Below are 21,620 nucleotides of genomic sequence, written 5' to 3'. Positions count from 1 at the left end.
CGTGCCGAGCCCCCCCTCAGCACCCCTCAAGCGCAGCAGCATCAGCATGGGCGGCATGGTCGCGAGCGCGTTCGGCGGCGCCACCGATGCCGGGGTGCGGATGCTGGCCGAAGGCGGCAACGCCGCAGATGCGGCAGTGGCTGTCGGCTTCGCGCTCGGCGTGTGCGAACCGCAGGCCAGCGGCCTCGGAGGCCAGACGGTCGTTCTCGCACACATTGACGGCCAGACGTTTGCGCTTGACGGTTCGAGCCGCGTGCCCTCGCTGGCGCACATCGAGCGGCTGGAGCGCCGCCGGGAATTGCGCTTGGGCCACCGGGCCACGACAGTGCCCTCGACGCCCGCGACGCTCGGGTGGCTGCATCGCCGCTACGGCCGGCTGCCCTGGGCCGAGGTGCTGGCGCCATCGATCGAGATCGCCCGCTGCGGTTACGCCATCACGCCGCTGCAGCATCGTCTGCAGGTGCGCGAGCTGCCGCGTTTCGCCAAGGTGGACGGTCAGACAGGTGCTCGCTACTTCCTCAAGGACGGCGCTGAGCCCTTTGAGCCGGGCGACCTGTTCCGCCAGCCCGAGCTGGCCGATCTGTTCGAGCATCTGGCGCGCAACGAGATCGAAGCCTTCTACCAGGGCGAAGTCGCCGACCAGATCGACGCCGACATGCGTGTGCATGACGGATTCCTGCGAGCCGACGATCTGGCACTGATCCCGTGGCCGGTCGTGCGGCAGGCACTGCGCCGGCGGTACCGATCGGTCACGCTGGCCACCATGCCGCCGCCGGGCGCCGGCCGGGTGCTGCTGCTCGTGATGATGATGCTCAACCGGCTGCACTCGTCGGCCCTGCGCCAGATCAGCACGGCGAACGTCCACTTCTTCACCGAGTCGCTGCGCAAGGCCTTCTTGCGGCGCATCGACCGGCCGTTCGACGCCAACACCTACGCCCAGATTCGCAACAAGACGATGCTCAGCCGCCGCTACGCCCACGCGCTGGCGGACACGATCGTCGACACGGTCGATCCGGACTTGCCGACCGTCGATCCCGTCACCGACGAGATCGGCGAGACCACCCACTTCTCGGTCATGGACGCCGAAGGGAACGCCTTGGCGGTGACCCAGTCGATCGAGCTCGTGTTCGGCTCCAAGGCGGCTGCGGACGGGCTCGGATTCCTCTACAACAACTACCTGTCCGCGCTCGAGACCGAGGAGCCGTCACACCCGTACTACCTGCGGCCAGGCGCAGCTCCGTGGTCGACTGCGGCGCCGACCATCGTGTTCCGGGAGGGCCAGCCGTGGCTTGCGCTCGGCAGTCCCGGCAGCGAGCGGATCTTCTCGTCGCTCGCGCAGGTGCTCTGCCGGATCGTGGACGGCTCCGCGAGCCTGGACCGGGCGATCGACGCGCCCCGGCTGCACTGTACGGTCGGCGGGCGGGTCAGCATCGAGGCAGCGCGATTCGACCGCGAGATCGTCGACCATCTCGCCTCGTCGGGCTACCAGGTCGACGAGCTCGATCCCTACGCGTTCTACTTGGGCTGCGTGCAGGCGGTGCTGCGACGCCAGTCAGGCCCGGGCTTTCAGGGCGCTGCCGATCCCAGGCGTGACGGCACCGCTGGCGGGCCGGACATTGCTGCGACGGCGCTGTGACGCTTCCGGTGCTGCTGTCGATCCCGCACGGGGGAGACCGGATCCCGCCTGAAGCCGCGGAGGAATGTGCTCTCAGCCCGGCAGACATCTGGAGCGACGGCGATGCGTGCACACGCGAGATCTACGACCTCGGCGATGCGGTGGCAGCGGTGCGCACCACCGATGTTGCCCGAGCGATCGTGGACCTGAATCGGGCACCCGACGATCTGCCGCCGTCCAATCCCGACGGCGTCGTGAAGTCGATGACGGCCGACTGCGTGAGCGTGTGGCGGGGCGGGGGAGCGCCGGATGACGGCCTCTCCCGCCTGCTCATCGAGCGCTGCTGGCAGCCGTACCACGACGATCTGGCGGCGCTGTGCGAGCGAACCGACGTGCTGGTGGCGTTCGACTGTCACTCGATGGCGCAGTTCGCACCAGCCATCTCGCCGAGGGCGGGGGAGGCCCGCCCGCTGTTCTGCCTCTCGAACGGCCACGGCGCCACGGCGCCGACTGAACTGCTGGAGGAGTTCGCGGGGGCGCTGGCAGAGGCGTTCGAATGCGACCGCGCCGGCATCGGGGTCAACGAACCGTTCTCCGGCGGCCACATCACGCGATGGCACGGGCGCAGCGGCAAGCCAGGGCGCTCGGTGCCCTGGGTGCAGATCGAGATGAACCGCTCGTGGTACCTGGCACTGCCGTGGTACGACGCGGCTGCCCGAACGGTGGACCCTGCTCGCCTCATAGACCTCAGAGTCCGCTTTGGCACGGCTCTGGAAGCGCTGAGCATCCTGCGGCGCCGACCGTCGAGCTGACGCGGCCTTCCTGGGCGAGATCACCGCTCATGGATGTCGCGTCATCGGGCCAGCCGGTTCGCGGCGGTCAGGCAGGTGCGAACTCGAAGTCCTCGTTGACGACCACCTCAGTGCCGATGTGCTCGGTCTCGTTGACGACCACCTCAGTGCCGATGTGCTCGGTCTCGTTGACGACCACCTCAGTGCCGATGTGCTCGGTCTCGGCCATCGCCTCCATGAGCATGGGCTCGGCGCCGGCGCCAGATGCCCTCTGCGCCGGCGATCAGCACCACGTCGGCCTCGCCCGCTGCGATGCGCTTGCAGGCATCGTTCACCATCGACTGCGGCGTGTTCCCGCCGTCGGCGGACAGTCCGGTCTTGGCGTTCGCGCTTCAGGATGCTGGGTGGTGGCTGCGCTCTGAAGTCATCTGGCACAAACCCAACGCCCACCCAGAATCTGTCCGAGACCGTCCGACCAAGGCTCATGAGACGGTGTTCCTGCTGCCCAAGAACAAAGACTACGCCTACGACGTCGATGCCGTCCGTGGCGGGTGGGCGGCAGCAGACTTGCCGTCGTCCGGGGCCGTGCTTACCACGACAGTGCGCCGGAATCGGCCCGCGCCCGAGCGCGGGTGGCGCCGTCGACGGTCATCGGCATGCCGCGGGCAAGGTCGTCGGCCTCCATCATCGCGGCGGCGAGGCGCTCGTACATCTCCGCGCGGCGGGCCGGGTCGCTGCCGCCGAGCGGCGACGTTTCGTGGGGGTCGGCGTCGGTGTCGAAGATCTGCTCCTCGCCAGTGCTGTGACGCGTGAGGCGCATTCCGGCGGTGACGAGCGTGCGCGTCCTGGCGGGCAGCCGAACCCGGCTCACCAGTGCTCCCGGAAAGTCGTCCTCGATGAGCACGTCGTCGCGGACCGATGCTGAGGGGTCGTCGAGGACGGGTGCGAGGCTGCGGCCGGTCATGCCTTCGAACGGCTTCACGCCGGCCAGGTCGAGCAGCGTGGGACCCAAGTCGATGCTGCCCGCCAGCGAATCGGTGCGACCCGGCTCGCGCCGCGGGTCAGCGATCACCATCGGCACCGCGAGCGTGCCGCGGTAGTGCATGTAGCCCTTCAGCATCAGACCGTGGTCGCCCATCATGTCGCCGTGGTCGCTCGTGAACACGATGATCGTGTTGCCGGTCTGGTCCAGCCGGTCGAGCGCAGCGAAGATCCGGCCGATCCGGTCGTCGATCAGCTCGATCATGCCGTAGGTGGCGGCGATCGCCTCTCGTACTAGGTCGTGGTCGCCTGCGACGCCGCATGGAGTCACCCAGTGACGCTGATCGCGGGGATGGATGCGGCTGATGGCCTGCAGGTACTCAGGGGCGCCCTCGAGCGGATCGTCGACTGACATCGGCAGCAACATGTCGCTGGGTCGGTGACGCTCGAACCACTCGCCCGGCGGGGTCATGGGGTGATGCGGATCGGGGAACGATGCCCATGCCAGCCACGGGTCACCGGCGCCGACGGCAGCCTCGATGAACGCAATCGTGCGATCTGCCACGAACGAGCTGGAGTGCAGCTCGGGATCGTACGGCGGCTCGTAGACCTGCCACCAGATGTCGGACCGGCGCCGTGCCGGGGACTCGGCGGTGAGCGGGACGTAGAGGTCCTCCATGCGGCCCCCGCGGTCGAGTGCCCACAGCAGGTGATGGCCGCTGGCCCGCGCTCCGTGGTCGATCGCCAGTTCGACATGGCCGAAGCCGTAGAAGCTGTCGGGAAACTCCGGCGCGCCGTCGAGATAGCGCTCGGCATCTTCGTGCGAGTCCCAGCCCTTGGGCCAATACTCGTCCACAGGGCCCCCGGCGAGATCGGACGGGTTCACGGCGTTGCGAGACATGCCGTGCTGCAGGTGCGACTTGCCGATCAGCGCGGTGCGGTAGCCCGCCGCCCGGAACTGGCGCACATGGGTGTTGGCGCCGGGTTCCAGCGACCGGTCGTTGAACACCACGCCATGCGAACTGGGCATGCGTCCGGTCATGATCGTGGAGCGGTTCGGCATGCACACCGGATTCGCCACCCAAGCATTGTCGAACACCGTGCCGCGTGCAGCCAGCGCATCGAGGTGCGGCGTCCGGATCACGCCGTTCCCGGAGAAACCGTTGTGATCGGCGCGCTGCTGGTCGGTGATGATGAACAGCACGTTGGGCGGTGGCGCCCCGCGCGCTTCGGCCCAACTGCTGGGGGCGGGCGATCCGTTGGCCGGCGAGTTCATGGCAGACTCCTCGATGTTCTCTTGATGGACTCAGCCGAATGGGGCGGATTCTGGTTGACGAAGCTGGTCTTGGTTCGCGAAACTGTCACAGGGCTTGAATCTAGGATACTGTTGAGCAATTGCAGGAACCACGGATTCACGGGCACAAAGCCGCAGGTCAGAGCGTTGCAGGCCTGCCCGGATCCGAGTAAAGGCAGTCTCTTATAAATCAGCATTCTGCTGGGAGTGTCAGGTGAAACGACGGAAGCAATGTATTGCCCTTTGGGGGTTGGTGCCCTTGGCCGCAGCGCTGCTGGCGCTGGTGCCCCTGTTGATCGCTGACGACGAAGCCGGCGCGCAATCGATGTCGGTCGTGTCGGTGCCGGAGACCCTGACGGTGTCAGAGTCGGCCATTTCGGCCCGCATTCCGATATTGGTCACCCCGGCGTCGTCATCGCCGGTGACTGTCACTTGGGCCACGAGGTCGGACAGTGATGCAGACACCCACGACGCGACAGGCGGCAACTCAAGTGACGCGGGCCGCGACTACGTCTCCAATGCCGGCAGCACGATAACCATAGAAGCATCAGCAACAGAAGCCTTTGTTGAAGTATCTCTCAACAATGATGCGCTCGACGAGCACGATGAGGTGTTCGTGGTGGAGATCTCGAACGTCACCGGCGGCGCCACGCTGGATACCTCGGCGTCGTCGACGCTGGTGACGATCACCGATAACGATGCGGAGCCGACGCTGTCGCTGTCGCCTGCTGATGCGGAGGTCTCTGAGGGCGATTCGGCGGAGTTGACGGCGCAGTTGGGCGCTGTGTCGGGCAGGGATGTGACGGTGACGTGGGGTACGGCGCTGGCGACGGACGGCACGGCGCAGACGCGTGCGGCGCAGACGGACTTCACTGCGGTGACGGACGCGACGGCGACGATTCCCGCGGGCATGCTCAGCGCGTCGTTGTCGGTGGCCACGGTGGAGGACAGTGTTGCGGAGAGCGACGAGCGCTTCAACGTGGTGGTGTCGGAGGCGGACTACGCCACGGGGGAGCCGTTGACGCGTGCGGTGACGATCCTCGACGACGACGAGCGGCGCATTTCGATCAGCCCGACCAGTGCTTCGGTGGACGTCGACGAGGACGTCTCGGGCGGCACGGTGAGCCTGTCGGTGGTGCTGGACGGTGCTGCGGGCGCCGATGTGACCTTCGACTGGACGACTGCGGCATCGACGCAGGGCTCGCCTGCGACCTCAGGCGACGATTTCGTTGCCGGCTCGGGCGATGACGTGACCATCGCTGCGGGCAGTACGGAGGCGACGATCACGGTGACGATCACCGATGACGTCCTCAAGGAGGCATTGCGGCAGGGTTTCGTGGTGAGGCTGAGCGATCTGTCGTCGAATGCGCTGCTGGCCGACGTGCCCGCTGCTCAGTCGCCGGGACGCTCGTCGATGGGCGAGGTGACGGTGTGGATCGTGGATGACGAGCCGGCTGCGCAGGTCAGCCTGGCGGGGGACGTGACCGTTGATGAGGGCTCTGATGCTGTGTTCACGGTGTCGGTCGACCGTGCTGCGGACCACGAACGCACGGTGGTCTACGACGCCGCGCTGATCAGTGCGAGCCGGATCGGCGGCAGCGGGATCTATGCGCCCGTGACGGCGGTGGCTTCGAGCGGCGACGTGGCGGTGGTGACCAGCGGCGAGGCGACGCTGGCTGCGGGGCAGACGTCGGTGAATGTGTCGGTCGCGACGACTGATGACAACGTGGGCGAGCCCGACGAGTATTTCGAGTTCAGGGTGGACGACCTGCGGGGGGCGGCCTACGCGGCCGGTGAGACGCCGATGCTGCCCGACCCGGTGCTGGGCCTGATCACCGACAACGAGCCGCGGATAGCGATCGAGGCGTCTTCGTCGGATGGGCTGCGCTCGGTGAGCGAGGACGCCGGCACGGTGACCTTGACTGTGTCGTTGTCGCAGGCGGCGACGTCGCAGGTGTCGGTGGGGTGGACGACCGCTGCTCGTTCCGACGGCGGCAGGCAGGCCTCAGCGGGCACGGACTTCACGTCGGATTCGGGCACGCTGACGTTCGCTGCGGGCGAGCAGACGAAATCGTTCACTGTGGCGATCCTCGACGACGACGTGTACGAGCCGTTCGACGAGGGTTTCGTGGTGCGGCTGAGGAACCTGTCGGCGAATGCGCTGTTCGGGGGCTCGCCGAGGGACGATCACGACTCGGTGACGGTGACGATCCAGAGCGACGACGACCCGCCCGACGTGTCGGTGGCCGACAGCGAGGCCGAGGAGGGCGACGCGGTGAGCTTCGAGATCACGCTGAGCCGCGAGTCGCAGGTGGCCCTGCTGATTCGGTGGAGCACAGGGCTGGTCAGCGACGGCGACGCGGCCACACGCGCCGCCGCCGACGACTTCACCGCGGTCAGCGACGGCATATTGACGATCCAACCAGGCAGCACCGCGGGGTTCGTGACGGTGAACACCACAGAGGACTCCGATGCCGAGTTCCACGAGCGCTTCGCGCTGACCCCCACCCAGCTCGCCCGAAGCGACAGCACCACGCTGAGCGTGGGCCTGTCGGGTGCGACGGGCACGATTCTCAACGACGACCGCGTGCAGGTGACGGTCGGCGATGCGACCGTCGACGAGGACGCTCCCGGCGGCGACGCGGTGGTGACGGTGACGCTGGAGCGCACCTGGTATGAGGACGTGTCGGTGCAGTGGAGGACCGACGCGACCGGGCGGGCGGTGTCGGGCACCGACTTCACCGGGGTGTCCGCGGGAACGGTGCAGATCGCCGCGGGCCAGATGTCGAACACGCTGTCGGTGGCGATCACCGACGACTCGCTCGACGAGCACGACGAGGCGTTCGAGGTGGTGCTGTCGAACCCGACGGGGACCGCGGCGCTGGCCGACGATATGGGCAACGTCAGCACGACGATCAGGGCCGAGGTGACCGTCGTCGACGACGACGACCCGCCGGTGGTGTCGGTCGCGGCGGGCACCGGCACAGAAGGCGGCCCGATCAGCTTCGAGGTGACCCTCAGCGCGGTCTCAGGACGCGACGTGGTGGTGCAGTACCACACCGAGGCCGACACCGCCGCCGGGGCGCGCCAGGCCACTGTGGACGTCGATTACACCCCGGTCGCCGCCGCGGTTCTGCCTGCTGATGCTGCCAGCGTCACCGTGCCGGAAGGATCGACCAGCGTGACGCTGACGGTCTCGTCGCTCCAGGACGCGCTCGACGAGTACGACGAGACCTTCGCCGTGGTCCTCGACGGCGCCCGCGACACCGCCCACAACGCCGACACCGGCACCGTCAGCCCCACAGCGGGCACAGCGACCGGCGCCATCGCAGACGACGACCCCCTGCCGGCGGTCTCTTTCTCCGCGGGCATCGTCTTCATTGACGAAGAGGGCGGCCCTCAGAGCCATGGCATCAGCCTGTCCAGGCGTTCGGGCCGTGATGTGGTGGTGCAGTACCGAATCGGGCAGAGCCCGGGATTCGTCGAGCCGGCGCTCGACGCGGATCCGTATGCGAGCGCCGGCGAGGACTTCACCGAGGTGAGCGACGGCGAGGTGACGATCCTTGCGGGCCAGCTCTCGGTGTCTGTCGAAGTCAGCCCGATCGATGACGCGCTCGACGAGTGGAATGAGGAGTTCGCCGTGTCGCTGACGGGCGCGGTCGACGCCGACGGGATCGAGGTGGCCCGGCTTGGCGCGACCCCTGCGCAGACTGTTCGCATCGCCGATGACGACCCCACTCCGGGGGTCTCGATCGCGGCGGGGTCGGGCGCTGAGGGCGAGGCGGTGGAGTTCGTGATGACGCTGAGCGCGGTCTCGGGGCGTTGGGTGGCGGTGCAGTGCCGGACCGGTCTGGACGCTTCTGGTTCGCATCCGGCGCAGGCGGACGATTTCGTGGCGTCGTGCCCGGAGACGTTGATCGCTCCGGGCGAGACCGAGGCGACGCTGTCGATCGCGTCGGTCGAGGACCGCGTCGACGAGTTCGACCAGACCTTCACGGTGACGATGACCGGCGGGTTTGACAATGTCGCTCCTTCGCAGGGTCAAGTGGCGACGCAGTCGTCGGCGAGCACGGCGGTGGGCACGATTGTGGATGATGATCCGTTGCTGCGGTTGGGGCTGGTGTCTTCGACGGTGGACGAGAGCGTCGGGACGGTGTCGGTGGGAATCGTGACGCTGGAGGAGGATCCGGCGGATTCGTTGGCGTCGGAGAAGCCGATCACGGTGGGGTATGCGGCCGCTGATCCCACGGGTGCGGTGCTTGCGGGGCTGGAGTCGCCTTTGCATGCGGCGTCGCTGGGGCATGACTATCAGGGGTCGGGCATGTTGACGATTGCGCCGGTCCCGAATCCGGGGTCGGTGGCCGCGGGCATGGTGCGTTTGGCGGAGTTCGATGTGACGGTGGCGCCCGATGAGATGTTCGAGTGGGATGAGGTGTTCGAGGTGTCGCTGACGGCGCCGGCGAACGCGAATGCGCGCGTGTCGGATGTTCCGGCGACGGTCACGATTGCTGATGACGATGATCCGCCTGTTGTGGTGGTGGGCGTGCCGGAGGCGGCCTTGAGCGATGGGGTCACGATGGCCGGCGGGGTCGCTGAGAGCGTGGCGGAGGTCGTGGCGGGGATCGGTCTGTCGGCGCCGTCGGGGCGGCCGGTGACGGTGGGCTGGGAGACCCAGGATCTGGCCGACGACATCTTGGCCGCTCTGGCGGCGGGGCTGACGTGCGCGGATTTCGGGGCGTCGCCGCTGCCGTTGGGCTGCATTCGGATCCGCGAGCACGCCGCGACGCCTGATGCGGACTACACCCCGGGGTCGGGGTCGTTGTCGTTTGCGGCTGTCGATGATCCGGCGTCGGTGGTGGCGGCGCAGTCGGTGACGGTGGCGGTGCTCGCCGACGTGCTTGACGAGTGGGACGAGGCGTTCGGGATCGGTGTCGACCCGACTAATGCGACTGCCCCGGCGGCTGTGCCGGTGGTGCGGATCGTCGACGACGACGACGCGCCGTGGTGGTCGATTCTGCCGAGCGATCGTGGCGACCTTGCTGAGCGGGCGACTGCGTATGAGTTGGGCCAGGCGGGGCTGCAGCTGTCGGGTGTGGGTGTGGAGTCGGAGGGGTCGTTGTTTGTGCGGGGGCAGCTGTCGGAGGTGTCGGGGCGTTCGGCGTCGTTGGGGGTGCGTACTTTGGCGGCGCGCGTGAGGCCCAAGGGGCTGCCTGACGGCACGCTGGGTGTGTTCCGGGCGACGCCCGGCGCCGATTTCGAGGTGGTTCCGGGGGTGGGCAACGATGGGGTGTGGGTGATCGGGCCGGGTCTGACCGATGGCCGGTTCGAGCTGGCGCTGGTCGATGACACGCAGGCGGAGAGCCTGTTCGAGGAGTTGTTCGTGGTGGAGTTGCACGGCGCTGAGCATGCGGTGCTGGCCGGTTATGACGGCGATCCCGCGGGGCCCGGCGCGGACGGCCAGAAGCCGGGCTCGACTGCTGAGGGCACGCTGCAGGTGGTGCTCGAGGTGCGCGACGACGACCGGGACCGGCTCATGGAGGTCGCCGATGTGACGGTGCGCGAGGACGCGGCGAGCGTGACGGTGACGGTGTCGCTGCCGGCGTCGGTGGAGTCGACGCGGCCGGCGTTCACGGCGGAGTGCTCGACCGCTGATCAGACCGCGGTCGCGCCGGGCGATTACACGGCGGTGTCGGCGCAGGCGGTCAGCTTCGATCCTGCTGTGGCGGCGTCGCGCAGCGCGACGGTGACTGTTGCGGTTGCTGATGATGCGGCGTCTGAGGCCGACGAGACGTTCGTGGTGTCGTGCACCACGACTGGTCTCGCCACCGCTCAGTCGGCGTCGGGGATCGTGACGATCACCGACACCAGCGCGCTGCCGGAGGTGTCGCTGTCGCCGGTGTCGCTGACGCGCGGCGAGTCGTCGGGATCGGCGACGCTGACGGTGTCGCTGTCTGTGCCCAGCGGGCGTGACGTGTCGGTGCGGCTGCGGACGGCGGACGGGACTGCTGTGGCGGGCGCCGACTACGAGGCCGTGACAGCCACGGTGAGCATCCCGCCGGGGGTGACCAGCGTTGTGTTCCCGGTGGGCATCATCGACGACGAGACGCTCGAAGCCGACGAGACGTTCACCGTGACACTGGCCGGTCCCCGAAACGCCGACCTCGGCAGCTCGGTGTCGTCGACGGTGACGATCGACGACGACGACGACCTGCCGCTGATCACCATCGCGGATGCCTCCGCGGCAGAGTCCGCCGCCGAGATGGCCTTCACTGTCACCCTCGCTCCCATGTCGGGCTCGCCGGTGACAGTGAGCTGGCAGACCGAGGACCGCACCGCTGTGTCGCCCGGCGACTACGCCGCCGGGTCGGGCACCGTCACGATTCCCGCCGGGCAGACCCGAGCGACCGTCACCGTGGCGCTCGCCGACGACGCCGACCCCGAGAGCGCAGAGACGTTCGCGGTCACCTTGTCGGATCCCGTCGGCGCGCGGGTCAGCCTGTCCGCGGGCACCGCGACCGGCACCATCCGCGACGACGACCAGCCCGCCGCCACGACACCCCCACCCCCACCCGCCACCGGCGGCGGCAGCAGCACCGGCGGCGGCGGCAGCAGCGGCGGCGGCAGCAGCGGCGGCGGCGGCGGGGGCGGCGATGTCGATGTGGGCGTGGCGGTGTTCGTGGTGGCGAACGGCTGGTCGCCGGCTGATGTGGGCGTGGCGTCGGTGCTGGCGGCGCGCACCGACGGCGCTGTGGTGACCTATACCGAAGGGGACGCGCTGTCGGCGGAGACAGCGGTGCTGCTGCGCGATGCGCTGCCTGCTGAGGTGATCATCGTGGGCGGCGCCGCGGCGGTGTCGCGTGACGTGCGCACCGAGATCCGGTCGGCGTCGCCGGGCTCGGGCACCGAGCGCGTGACCGGCGCGGGCCGCGCGGACACCGCGGCGGCCGCGGCGCGGCGCGTGCTGGGGGAGCCTTCCACGGCTGGGCGGGTGACGGTGGTGGTCGCGAACGGCTGGTCGTCGCCTGACATCGGCGCGGCGGCCGCGCTGGCAGCGCGCACCCGCCGCTCCGCGGTGCTGTACGTCCAGCAGGACGCTCTGCCTGAGGCGTCGGCCGCGGTGCTGCGCGACTACGACACAGCACGGGTGGTCCTCATCGGCGGCGCCGCCGCGATCAGCAGCGCCGTCGAAGACCGCATCGCCGCAGCCGCAGCCGACGCCGACATCGACCGGCTCACCGGCGCGGACCGCGTCGGGACCGCCGCAGCCGCGGCGCGTCGAGTGCTCGCAGACCCCGCCGCCGCGTCAGGAGCCGTCACCTTGGTGATCGCCAACGGCTGGTCCCCGCCCGACGTCGGCGTCGCCGCGGCGTACGCAGCAGCCACCGACAACGCCGCTGTCGCGTACACCGCCTCAGGCTCGCTGCCCGAAGCGACCGCCGAGCTCATACGCGACTACCGGCCCGCCCGCGTCGTCATCATCGGCGGCCGAGCAGCCGTCGCCGACACCGTGCGCACCGCCATCGCCGACACCGCACCCGCCGACACCGACATCCGCCGCATCACCGGCACAACCCGCACCCACACCGCCGCCCAAGCCGCCCGCAGCATCCTCCGCCAACAGAACTGACACCACCACCAGCCGACAACAAACACACCCCAGCACACCCACCCACACAGGCCAAAACAACCTCGCGACAACTCCACCACGCCAACACACCACTCGAAACCGGCGAGGGGCTGTTCCGCGGGATCTGTCACGCCAGCGCTTGGGACGTCAGCGACCAGATCCGCGAGAGCCGCACCAAGCCTTCGCCCGAACTGCTCGCGGACCCGAGTTTCCGGGCGGGCTTCGCAACGCTGGGCCGGACAGGCTTCAGCTTCGACGGCTGGATGTTCCACCCGCAGGTCGCTGAGCTTGTTGGACTCGTGCACGCTGTGCCCGACACACCCGTCGTGCTCGATCACCTCGGCGGGTGGCTGGGCATCGGCCCCTACGCCGACCGCCGCGACGAGGTGCGCGCCCTGGCTGATTCGAGCAGGTTCAGCATTTCGGCTGCGGCTTCGGCGATGACGGTGCCGGGCGGGTAGATGGCGGCGGCGCCTGCTGAGCGCAGCACGTCGAAGTCCTGCGGCGGGATGACGCCCCCGACGACGATCAGGATGTCAGGCCGCCCGAGTTCGGCCAAGGCGTCTCGCAGTTCCGGCACCAGCGTGAGATGTCCTGCGGCCAGCGACGACGCTCCGACGATGTGGACGTCGTTCTCGACGGCTTGGCGCGCTGTCTCGGCCGGAGTGCTGAACAGCGGACCGATGTCGACGTCGAAGCCTAGGTCCGCGTACGCAGTGGCGACGACCTTCTGGCCCCGGTCGTGGCCGTCCTGGCCCATCTTCGCGATGAGAATGCGCGGCCTGCGCCCGGTCTGGTCCCCGAAGGCCGAAATCCGGGCACGGACAGCGTCGACGGCGGCAGCAGCGGGGTTGAGACTGCCGTCGGCGTCGGCGTCGCTGCTTGCCATCTCGCCCCCGTACACGCCGCTGATCGTGCGGATCTGAGCAGTGTGCCGCCCGAACACGTCCTCCATCGCGGAGCTGATCTCTCCCACGGTGGCATGGCAGCGTGCTGCAGCGATGGATGCGGCCAGCAGGTTGCCCTCCCCTGTGCGTGCCACCTCACGCAACGCGTCCAGCGAGCGGCGCACTGCGTCGGCATCGCGGTCGCCCCGCAGGCGTTGGAGCTTCGCGAGCTGTGCGGCGCGCACTTCGGCGTTGTCGACCCGCAGGATGTCGACCTCCGCGTCGAGGTCTGACGGGAATCGGTTCACCCCGACGACCGTGCGATGGCCGGCCTCGATACGAGCCTGCGTGCGAGCGGCGGCCTCCTCGATGCGCATCTTGGGAATGCCGGCCTCGATCGCCCGGGCCATGCCGCCGAGCTGCTCGATCTCGGTGATGTGGGCAGCGGCGCGCCTGGCCAGTTCGGCGGTGAGGCGCTCGACGTAGTAGCTCCCGCCCCACGGATCGATCACCCGGGTCGCACCGGCTTCGTGCTGCAGGAATAGCTGCGTGTTGCGCGCAATGCGGGCGCTGAAGTCGCTCGGCAGGGCCAGCGCTTCGTCGAACGCATTCGTGTGGAGGCTCTGGGTGTGGCCGTCGACGGCGGCCATCGCCTCGATGCACGTGCGCACGACGTTGTTGTACGGGTCTTGGGCGGTCAGCGACCAGCCGGAGGTCTGGCAGTGCGTCCGCAGCGACAGCGAGCGCGGGTTCTGCGGCTCGAAGCCCGCGACGAGCTTGGCCCACAGCAGCCGGGCGGCCCGCAGCTTGGCCACCTCCATGAAGAAGTCCATCCCGATGCCCCAGAAGAAGCTCAGGCGAGGGGCGAAATCGTCGATGCCCATCCCGGCGCCGATGCCGCAGCGCAGGTACTCGAGTCCGTCCGCAAGCGTGTAGCCGAGTTCGAGATCGGCGGTCGCTCCGGCTTCCTGCATGTGATAGCCCGAGATCGAGATCGAGTTGAAGCGAGGCATCTCGGCGGAGGTGAACTCGAAGATGTCGCTGATGATCCGCATGGAGGGCTGGGGCGGGTAGATGTAGGTGTTGCGGACCATGAACTCCTTGAGGATGTCGTTCTGGATGGTCCCGGTCAGCTGGGCCGCGGTGACGCCTTGCTCCTCTGCGGCCACCACATAGAGCGCCAGCACCGGCAGCACAGCACCGTTCATGGTCATCGACACGCTCATGGCATCGAGCGGGATGCCGTCGAACAGCGTACGCATGTCGAGGATCGAGTCGATGGCCACGCCCGCCATGCCCACATCGGAGCCGACTCTGGAGTGGTCGGAGTCGTAGCCGCGATGGGTAGCGAGGTCGAATGCCACTGACAGGCCGCGCTGGCCGGCGGCCAGATTGCGCCGGTAGAAGGCGTTGGAGTCCTCAGCGGTGGAGAATCCGGCGTACTGGCGGATCGTCCACGGCTGGTTGGTGTACATGGTCGGGTACGGACCCCGCAGGTACGGGACGAAGCCCGGGTAGCCGTCGAGGTACGTGCGCACTCGGTTGCCGTCCCCGCTGGAGTCGGGTCCGCTGCGGTACAGATCGGCGACGTCATCAGCGACATACAGCGGCGCGATGTCGATGCCTTCGGGCGTGGTGCTGGGAGTGGGGGCGCGACCGGTTTCGGAAGCGAACCGCTGCGCCCACTCTGCTCTTGCCGACGACTCCGGCAGCGTCGATGGTGCCGGGCCGTTCGCGCCGTTCCGGCCCCCGTGGGCCGGCCCACCGTCATCAAGCTCGACGTTGGAGAAGTCCCCGATGACGCTCATGACCCTGCCGCTCCAGCCACGGCTTCGCCAGCCGCCTCAGCCTCGAAGGGCGCCGCCCAGCGGTGCGTGCCCAGACCGCCGTGCGCCTCGCCGCGGTGAGCGGACGCAGCGTCGGGGTCGTCTGGCAGTGCAGGGGCGCCTCGGGGGTCCGGCGAATCCGCGAACTGCGTCACCCCAACGATCACCCGGTCGCCCGCAGCAATCTGTTCTTGCCGCTGTGTCCGCTCTTGGGAGATCCGAGCCTCGAGCTGTCCGTTTGCGAGAACCGAGCAGATGCCCCCGGCGGCTTCGATCCGGCGAAAGCGGTCCCACGCCTCTTGTGCCATCGACCGGGTCAGGTTCTCGAGATACCAGCTTCCGCCGACGGGGTCGATGACTGACCCGATGCGGCTCTCGTGGCGCAGGATCAACTGGGTGTTGGCGGCCACACGCCATCCGAGCGCACTGGACGCCGGGCCGGCGCTGACCGTGTCGTAGGGGCGGACGGTGATCGCGTCGACGCCTCCGTTCGCAGCGCCGAAGCATGCCGTGGTGGCGCGCAGCATGTTCACCCACGGGTCGGGGCCGGCAAGCATCGCCGTCGAGGTGACCGCGTGCATCGGCAGGCCTTCCATGTCGGTTCCGCATGCGCCCAGCACACGAGTCCAGCAGGTGCGCATCGCCCGGCACTTGGCGGTGACCACAAAGGGATCGGGTCCTGCCGAGAGCGTGAATCCCAACAGCCGTGCGGCGGTCGCGACCGGCAGCCGGGGGCCGCTGTCCGAATCACAGAGCGTGCGCAGCCAGGCCACCCCCGACGCCAGCATCCCTGCCAGCTCGGTCGTGTCGGTCGAGCCTGCGTCCGCGAACGCCGAGCCGTCGACCTCGAGCGGCAATGCATGGGGCCACCTCGCAGCGATCTCGACGGCGCTGCGCGCCGCCCGCTCAAGCGCGCCCGTGAGGTCGCTGGACTCGGTGAACTGATCCCCGGCGGCGGTCGCCGTGACCGGATCGATGCCCAGCCACGATCGAACGCGCCCGTGCTCGACGCCACGACGGCCGAAGACCTCCAGCAGGGCCTCGGTGTGCGCCGGCGAGGTGCCGGCTTGGAGGTGGATCGTCACTCCTGCCGCGGCGGCATCGCCGACGGCGGCGTTGAGCAGCGCTGCGTCGCCGTCAGCGCTCCAGCCTCGGGCGACGGTGACGGCATCCACGCCCGATGTCGTGTCCACGGCGACGGCGTCCGGCGTGCCTGCCAAGCGAACGTCGTGGATCTGGCGCACTTCCCAGCCCTGTGCGCCGCTCGCGGCGGTGGCGCCGCGGGTGAACGGCGCATCGCCGGGCAACTCGGCAGGGTCGGCCTCGGTGCCGTGTCGCTGCGCGGTGTACAGCGGGGAGGTCTCGATACCATCGAGCAGCGTCGTGACCAGCGACGACAGCGGCTGTCCGCGCAGCGCTCCCTCGGCGGCAGCCTCCCAGTCGCTCTCCGTGACGTCGGCGAAGCCGGGATCACGGAGTGCAGAGCTGGGCTGCGGTAGAGGGGTCTCTGCCACGTCCCGCAGGGTAGTGGTCGCCTTCTGGACGGGAATGTGGCTGGACCGAAGTGATTTCGGGGCGTCCGTGGCATCCTTTCCCCCATGTCTGCCCCCGCATCGGCCGATGGCGCTGACGCGCAGTCAGATGCGGCGAGCGAGCTGCCGCCGTACCGCTACAACGCCGAGATGGCGAACGAGATCGAGCTGCGCTGGCAGGAGCGCTGGCGAGCGGACGGGACGTATCGCACACCCAATCCGAGTGGATCGCCGGCGGATTCCCCCGCTGGTCAGTACCTGAGTCCGATGGCTTCGACCCCACGAGGGCCGAAGCTCTTCATCATGGACATGTTCCCGTACCCGTCGGGTACGGGGCTGCATGTCGGGCACCCGCTGGGCTACATCGGCACCGATGTATACGCACGGTTCAAGCGCATGTGCGGCTGGGCGGTGCTGCATCCCATGGGCTACGACGCGTTCGGCCTGCCTGCCGAGGAGCATGCTCGCCAGACCGGTGAGCATCCCCGTGTCAACACCGAGCAGAACATCGCCAACATGTCGCGCCAGCTGGCTCGGCTGGGACTCGGGCATGACGACCAGCGGTCGTTGGCCACGACCGACGTCGAGTACTACCGCTGGACACAGTGGATCTTCCTGCAGATCTTCAACTCCTGGTACGACACTGAATCCGACCGGGCGCGGCCCATCAGCGAGCTGATCGAGCAGTTCGAGACTGGGCGCAAGGCCACCGCCAGCGGTGCCGTGTGGGCCGAGATGAGCGACGTCGAACGACGCTTGGAATTGGACAGGCATCGCCTCGCCTACTTGGGAGAAGCACCGGTCAACTGGTGCCCCGCCTTGGGCACGGTGCTGGCCAACGAAGAAGTCACCAACGAGGGCAGGTCCGACCGCGGCAATCATCCCGTCTTCCGCCGCCCGATGAAGCAGTGGATGATGCGCATCACGGCGTACGCCGACCGGCTGCTCGCCGACCTCGACCGGGTGAACTGGCCCGAGAGCGTCAAGATCATGCAGCGCAACTGGATCGGCCGCAGCGAGGGAGCATTCATCAGCTTTGCGGTCGACGTCGGCAACGCAGGCCCGAGCAGACCGGATCCGGCGGAATCAGACCCAGTTGAATCAGACCCAGTCATCGAGGTCTTCACCACCCGCCCCGACACGATCTGCGGCACCACGGCCATGCTGCTGGCGCCTGAGCATCCCCTCGTGGACAGCCTCGTCGCCGATGAGTGGCCACCGGGGACCGATCCACGCTGGACCGGCGGTGCGGCCACGCCTCGCGAGGCCCTCGACGCCTACCGGGCCCAGGCGGCCTCGATGACCGACTTGCAGCGCCAGACAGAGCGCGACAAGACGGGCGTGTGGCTGGGCGTGAACTGCATGGTGCCTACCACCGGTGACGCAGTGCCGGTGTTCGTCGCCGACTACGTGCTGATCGACTACGGAACCGGTGCGGTCATGTCGGTGCCGGGCGAGGACCAGCGCGACTGGGACTTCTCGGTGAAGTTCGGGCTGCCGATCATGCGTACTGTCCAGCCGCCGCCGGATTTCGACGGTGAGGCGTACGACGGCGAGGGTCTGGCCGTCAACAGCGGCTTTCTCAACGGCTTGGGGATGGCCGAAGCCAAGGAGACGATCTGCGACTGGCTGGAATCCCATGGCTGCGGCCGCCGCACGGTCACCTACAAGCTGCGGGATTGGCTGTTCAGCCGGCAGCGCTACTGGGGCGAGCCGTTCCCGATCGTGTTCGACGAGACCGGCTTGGCGTTGGCGGTGCCCGAGAGCGATCTGCCGGTGGAGCTCCCCGAGCTCATCGACTGGGCGCCCCGGGCGCTCGACGAGTCGTCCGAACCCGAGCCGCCGCTTGGGCGTGCCACCGAGTGGGTCACCGCCGCCTACGACTTGGGCGACGGCGAGCGCACCTACCGCCGCGAGCTGAGCACGATGCCGCAGTGGGCCGGTTCGTGCTGGTACTACCTGCGCTACCTCGATCCGACCAACGACGAGGTCTTGGTGGACCCCGAGGTGGAGCGGTACTGGATGGCGGACCCCGACGGCGGGGTCGGGGGCGTCGACCTGTATGTGGGCGGCGTCGAGCACGCCGTGCTGCACCTGCTGTACTCCCGTTTCTGGCACAAGGTGCTCTTCGACTTGGGCCATGTGTCGGGTCCCGAGCCGTTCGGCCGGCTGTACAACCAGGGCTATATCCAGGCGGCTGCGTACCAGGACAGCCGTGGCGTCTACGTCGAGGCGTCCGAGGTCGCCGAGCGGGACGGGGAGTTCTTCTGGGGTGATGTCGAGGTCACCCGGCACTTCGGCAAGATGGGCAAGTCGCTGCGCAACGCGGTGACGCCAGACGACATCTACAGCGCGTATGGGGCTGACACGCTGCGGACCTACGAGATGTTCATGGGCCCGCTGGACCAGGGTCGGCCCTGGGAGACCCATTCGGTGATCGGCTCGCACCGGCTGCTGCAGCGCGTGTGGCGAAACCTGGTCGACGAGCAGACCGGCGAGCTGACAGTCGCCGATGCGGAGCCCGACATCGATCTGCAGCGATGGGTGCACCGGACCATCGCGTCGGTCACCGACGCCATGTCGGACCTGCGATTCAACTCGGCGATCGCACGCATCACCGAACTGAACAACGAGCTGACCCGCCGGGGCGATCTGACTCCCCGTTGGGTGGCTGATGTGCTGGTCCGCCTGCTGTCGCCGCTGGTGCCGCATGTGGCCGAGGAGCTGTGGTCCAAGCTCGGCAATGACACCACCGTTGTCTATGCGCCGTTCCCGCAGGCGGATCCCGCCATGCTGGTCGCCGAGGTCATTGAAGTGCCCGTGCAGGTGAACGGCAAGGTCCGCAGCCGGATCACGGTGGACGCCGGCATCTCGCCGGACGATCTCGAGGCCGCTGCGAAGGCCGATGACCGCATCGCCCAGCTCACCGCCGGTTCCGACATCCGGCGCGTCGTGACCGTACCGGGCAAGCTGGTGAACATCGTGCTCGCATGAGGGGAAGAATGGCATGAGCGACAAGGAACGGCGCTCGCTGGGCGTGACGGCCACCGAGACCCACGGCGGCAAGCTGGCCGCGAAGGCACTCAAGGCGGCCGGGGTGGAGTGCGTGTTCACGCTGTCGGGCGGGCACGTCATGGGCATCTATGACGGTTGTCTTGACGAGGGCATCGAGGTTGTCGATGTCCGCCATGAGCAGGCGGCCACCCATGCCGCCGATGCGTGGGCCCGGCTGCATCCGGGCAAGGTGGGCGTGGCCATCCTCACCGCGGGTCCGGGAGTGACTGACGGCGTAACCGGAGTCGCGAATGCCTGGCGGGCCAACTCGCCGATCTTGGTGTTCGGCGGTCAGGGCCCCTTCAAGCACGCCGGTCGTGGCTCGCTGCAGGAGATGGATCATGTGTCGCTCATGCGGCCGGTGACGAAGTGGTCGGGCGCGTGCGGGGAAACCCGTCGTATTGCCGAGTACATCGAGCTGGCCGTGCGCACGGCACTCAGCGGTGTGCCCGGACCGTCCTTCCTGGAGATTCCGATGGACGTGCTGCACGGCAAGGTGGACCTCGACGCCACCCAGATGCCTCAGTTCCGCGACTACCGGGTCGCCTCAGCTGCATCTCCCGATGCGCTCGCCCAGGCGGCAGAGATCATTGCCGGTGCGCGCACACCTGTGGTGATGGCCGGCACGTCGCTGAAATGGAGCGAGGGCGGCGGCGCACTGGCGGCATTCCTGGATGCCACGGCCATCCCGTGTTACGTGAACGGCATGGCGCGTGGGGAGATCAACTGGGACCACCCCTCGTTCCTGTCGTTGACACGGGCTGAGGCGCTCGCTGCCGCTGACGTGGTCATCCTGGCCGGCACGCCCCTCGACTTTCGCATGAAGTTCGGCCGTGCCATCCCAGCCGGCGCCTGCATCGTGCAGCTCGACTTGGACGAGACGCTCATCGGCCAGAACCGCGCCGCCGAGGTGGGACTGGTCGGCAATCTGGGCGCCAACTTCGAAGCGCTGCTGGAGATGTTCAAGTCGACCGGTATCACGGTGGACGCATCGGCGCATCTCGCCGCGCTCGCGGCGCATGAGGCCGAGCTGGATGAGGCACGCGGTGCCGAGCTCAACAGCGACGAGGTGCCGATCGATCCACTGCGGCTGTGCCGCGAGATCGCCGATGTCGTCACCGACGACATGATCGTGATCGGCGACGGCGGCGACATCGTGGCGCAGGCGTCCAAGGTGATCCGGGTGCCCAGGCGCGGCACCTGGATGGATCCGGGACCGCTCGGAACCCTCGGCGTGGGAATGCCGTTCGCCCTCGCGGCGCAGAAGGCGCACCCGTCGAAGCGGGTGCTGATTGTCTACGGCGACGGCTCGTTCGGGCTGAACGGCTTCGAATACGACACCGCGGTGCGCTTCGGGCTGCCCATCGTGGGAGTCGTGGGCAACGACGCAGCGTGGGGTCAGATGCTGCGTCCCCAGGCAAGCCTCTACGGCCAAGAGAGGGTGGTGGCCACCGAGCTCAACTACACCCGCTACGACAAGGTGGTCGAGGCCATGGGCGGCCACGGCGAGCATGTGACCGAGCCCGACCAGATTGCACCTGCGCTTCAGCGAGCCTTCGATTCGGGCCTGCCTGCATTGGTGAACGTCGAGATCCGCCAGGATCGTGGCGCCATGAAGGGCTCCACCTACGTCTGAGTCCCGCACGCGGACCGCTGTTGCAACCTGTCGGAACAGCGGGTACGTCAGCAATCGAAATTCGTCGCCGCCGATGGTTGCTTGCGGACGTATTCTGTGCAGAAGCTCGGCGCCGACGGATCAGTGACGGTCCCCGTGCCGATGCACAAGGAGTTGCGCACCGGGACGCTGCTGTCGATAATCCGTCAGTCAGGTGTGCCCCGGTCGGAATTCGAAGACGACGGCTGATCTGGCGGCTCGCTGTCGGTGATTCCCTCCTGAGCGTTCGCGCCTTCGTGCGGCGGGGATGCTGATCTCGGCGGAAGCGGTCACGGCAGGATGTCGTGGGTGCCGCAGCGGTGCCAGTGAATGTGCACGAGGCCGGGTTGCTGTGCGCT

General features: G+C 68.4%; 11 protein-coding genes and 1 pseudogene. 8 read left to right on the top strand and 4 right to left on the bottom strand.

The annotated features are described in order from the left end of the window. Position 1: 1 nt before the first annotated feature. Both ACOGXQ_RS03770 and ACOGXQ_RS03765 read left to right on the top strand, forming a co-directional pair. Positions 2–1,636, top strand: coding sequence for a gamma-glutamyltransferase family protein (locus ACOGXQ_RS03770; RefSeq protein ID WP_419946114.1), 1,635 nt, complete (start codon positions 2–4; stop codon positions 1,634–1,636). After that, positions 1,633–2,427 (top strand): N-formylglutamate amidohydrolase, encoded by a 795-nt coding sequence (locus tag ACOGXQ_RS03765; RefSeq protein WP_419946113.1) that lies wholly within the window; start codon positions 1,633–1,635, stop codon positions 2,425–2,427. The genes ACOGXQ_RS03770 and ACOGXQ_RS03765 overlap by 4 nt, the downstream gene beginning before the upstream one ends. 67 nt (positions 2,428–2,494) lie before the next feature. Here the strand turns inward: ACOGXQ_RS03765 and ACOGXQ_RS03760 are convergent, their stop codons facing one another. Then, positions 2,495–2,650, bottom strand: coding sequence for a hypothetical protein (locus ACOGXQ_RS03760; protein WP_419946112.1), 156 nt, complete (start codon positions 2,648–2,650; stop codon positions 2,495–2,497). On the opposite strand from ACOGXQ_RS03760, the gene ACOGXQ_RS03755 reads away from it, so the two are divergent. Further along, positions 2,643–2,828: a hypothetical protein gene (locus ACOGXQ_RS03755; protein ID WP_419947455.1), complete on the top strand. Its 186-nt coding sequence runs from the start codon at positions 2,643–2,645 to the stop codon at positions 2,826–2,828. The two genes, ACOGXQ_RS03760 and ACOGXQ_RS03755, sit on opposite strands and share 8 nt — an antisense overlap. After that, positions 2,785–2,892 (top strand): annotated as a pseudogene (locus tag ACOGXQ_RS03750) (site-specific DNA-methyltransferase); the annotation flags it as partial. The gene ACOGXQ_RS03755 and the pseudogene ACOGXQ_RS03750, both read left to right, overlap by 44 nt. 103 nt (positions 2,893–2,995) lie before the next feature. Here ACOGXQ_RS03750 and ACOGXQ_RS03745 read toward each other — a convergent pair. Beyond that, on the bottom strand, positions 2,996–4,663 hold the full coding sequence (locus ACOGXQ_RS03745) for a sulfatase (RefSeq protein WP_419946111.1): 1,668 nt from the start codon (positions 4,661–4,663) through the stop codon (positions 2,996–2,998). A 277-nt stretch (positions 4,664–4,940) separates the two neighbouring features. Here ACOGXQ_RS03745 and ACOGXQ_RS03740 point away from each other — a divergent pair, with 277 nt between their 5' ends. Beyond that, complete coding sequence (locus ACOGXQ_RS03740; protein ID WP_419946110.1) at positions 4,941–12,308, top strand: Calx-beta domain-containing protein; 7,368 nt, start codon at positions 4,941–4,943, stop codon at positions 12,306–12,308. 364 nt (positions 12,309–12,672) lie between these two features. On the opposite strand, the gene scpA is transcribed toward ACOGXQ_RS03740, so the two are convergent. Next, a complete protein-coding gene (gene scpA / locus ACOGXQ_RS03735; RefSeq protein ID WP_419946109.1) occupies positions 12,673–15,003 on the bottom strand; it encodes a methylmalonyl-CoA mutase in 2,331 nt (776 codons plus the stop codon). Continuing rightward, positions 15,000–16,535 carry a methylmalonyl-CoA mutase family protein gene (locus ACOGXQ_RS03730; protein ID WP_419946108.1) on the bottom strand — a complete coding sequence of 512 codons (1,536 nt, stop codon included), beginning with the start codon at positions 16,533–16,535 and terminating at the stop codon, positions 15,000–15,002. Before ACOGXQ_RS03730 ends, scpA begins: the two co-directional genes overlap by 4 nt. 84 nt (positions 16,536–16,619) lie before the next feature. Between ACOGXQ_RS03730 and leuS the strand changes: the two genes are divergently transcribed. The 3 genes from leuS to ACOGXQ_RS03715 all read left to right on the top strand — a co-directional run bounded on the left by leuS (position 16,620) and on the right by ACOGXQ_RS03715 (position 21,471). Continuing rightward, positions 16,620–19,547: a leucine--tRNA ligase gene (gene leuS, locus ACOGXQ_RS03725; RefSeq protein WP_419946107.1), complete on the top strand. Its 2,928-nt coding sequence runs from the start codon at positions 16,620–16,622 to the stop codon at positions 19,545–19,547. 13 nt (positions 19,548–19,560) lie between these two features. Next, positions 19,561–21,243: a thiamine pyrophosphate-binding protein gene (locus ACOGXQ_RS03720; RefSeq protein WP_419946106.1), complete on the top strand. Its 1,683-nt coding sequence runs from the start codon at positions 19,561–19,563 to the stop codon at positions 21,241–21,243. 141 nt (positions 21,244–21,384) lie between these two features. Continuing rightward, entirely contained in the window at positions 21,385–21,471 is an 87-nt protein-coding gene (locus tag ACOGXQ_RS03715; protein WP_419947333.1) for a hypothetical protein, read from the top strand. Positions 21,472–21,620: the final 149 nt, after the last annotated feature.

The organism is Candidatus Poriferisodalis sp. (genome assembly GCF_965208485.1).
Taxonomy (GTDB): domain Bacteria; phylum Actinomycetota; class Acidimicrobiia; order Acidimicrobiales; family Poriferisodalaceae; genus Poriferisodalis.
This window is presented reverse-complemented; position numbering and strand designations above follow the sequence as displayed.

Coding starts and splice junctions, on each gene's coding strand:
- ACOGXQ_RS03720 (WP_419946106.1), top strand. CDS start 19,561: ATGAGCGACAAGGAACGGCGCTCGCTGGGCGTGACGGCCACCGAGACC.
- ACOGXQ_RS03760 (WP_419946112.1), bottom strand. CDS start 2,650: ATGCTCATGGAGGCGATGGCCGAGACCGAGCACATCGGCACTGAGGTG.
- ACOGXQ_RS03755 (WP_419947455.1), top strand. CDS start 2,643: ATGAGCATGGGCTCGGCGCCGGCGCCAGATGCCCTCTGCGCCGGCGAT.
- scpA (WP_419946109.1), bottom strand. CDS start 15,003: ATGAGCGTCATCGGGGACTTCTCCAACGTCGAGCTTGATGACGGTGGG.
- leuS (WP_419946107.1), top strand. CDS start 16,620: ATGTCTGCCCCCGCATCGGCCGATGGCGCTGACGCGCAGTCAGATGCG.
- ACOGXQ_RS03715 (WP_419947333.1), top strand. CDS start 21,385: ATGCACAAGGAGTTGCGCACCGGGACGCTGCTGTCGATAATCCGTCAG.
- ACOGXQ_RS03745 (WP_419946111.1), bottom strand. CDS start 4,663: ATGAACTCGCCGGCCAACGGATCGCCCGCCCCCAGCAGTTGGGCCGAA.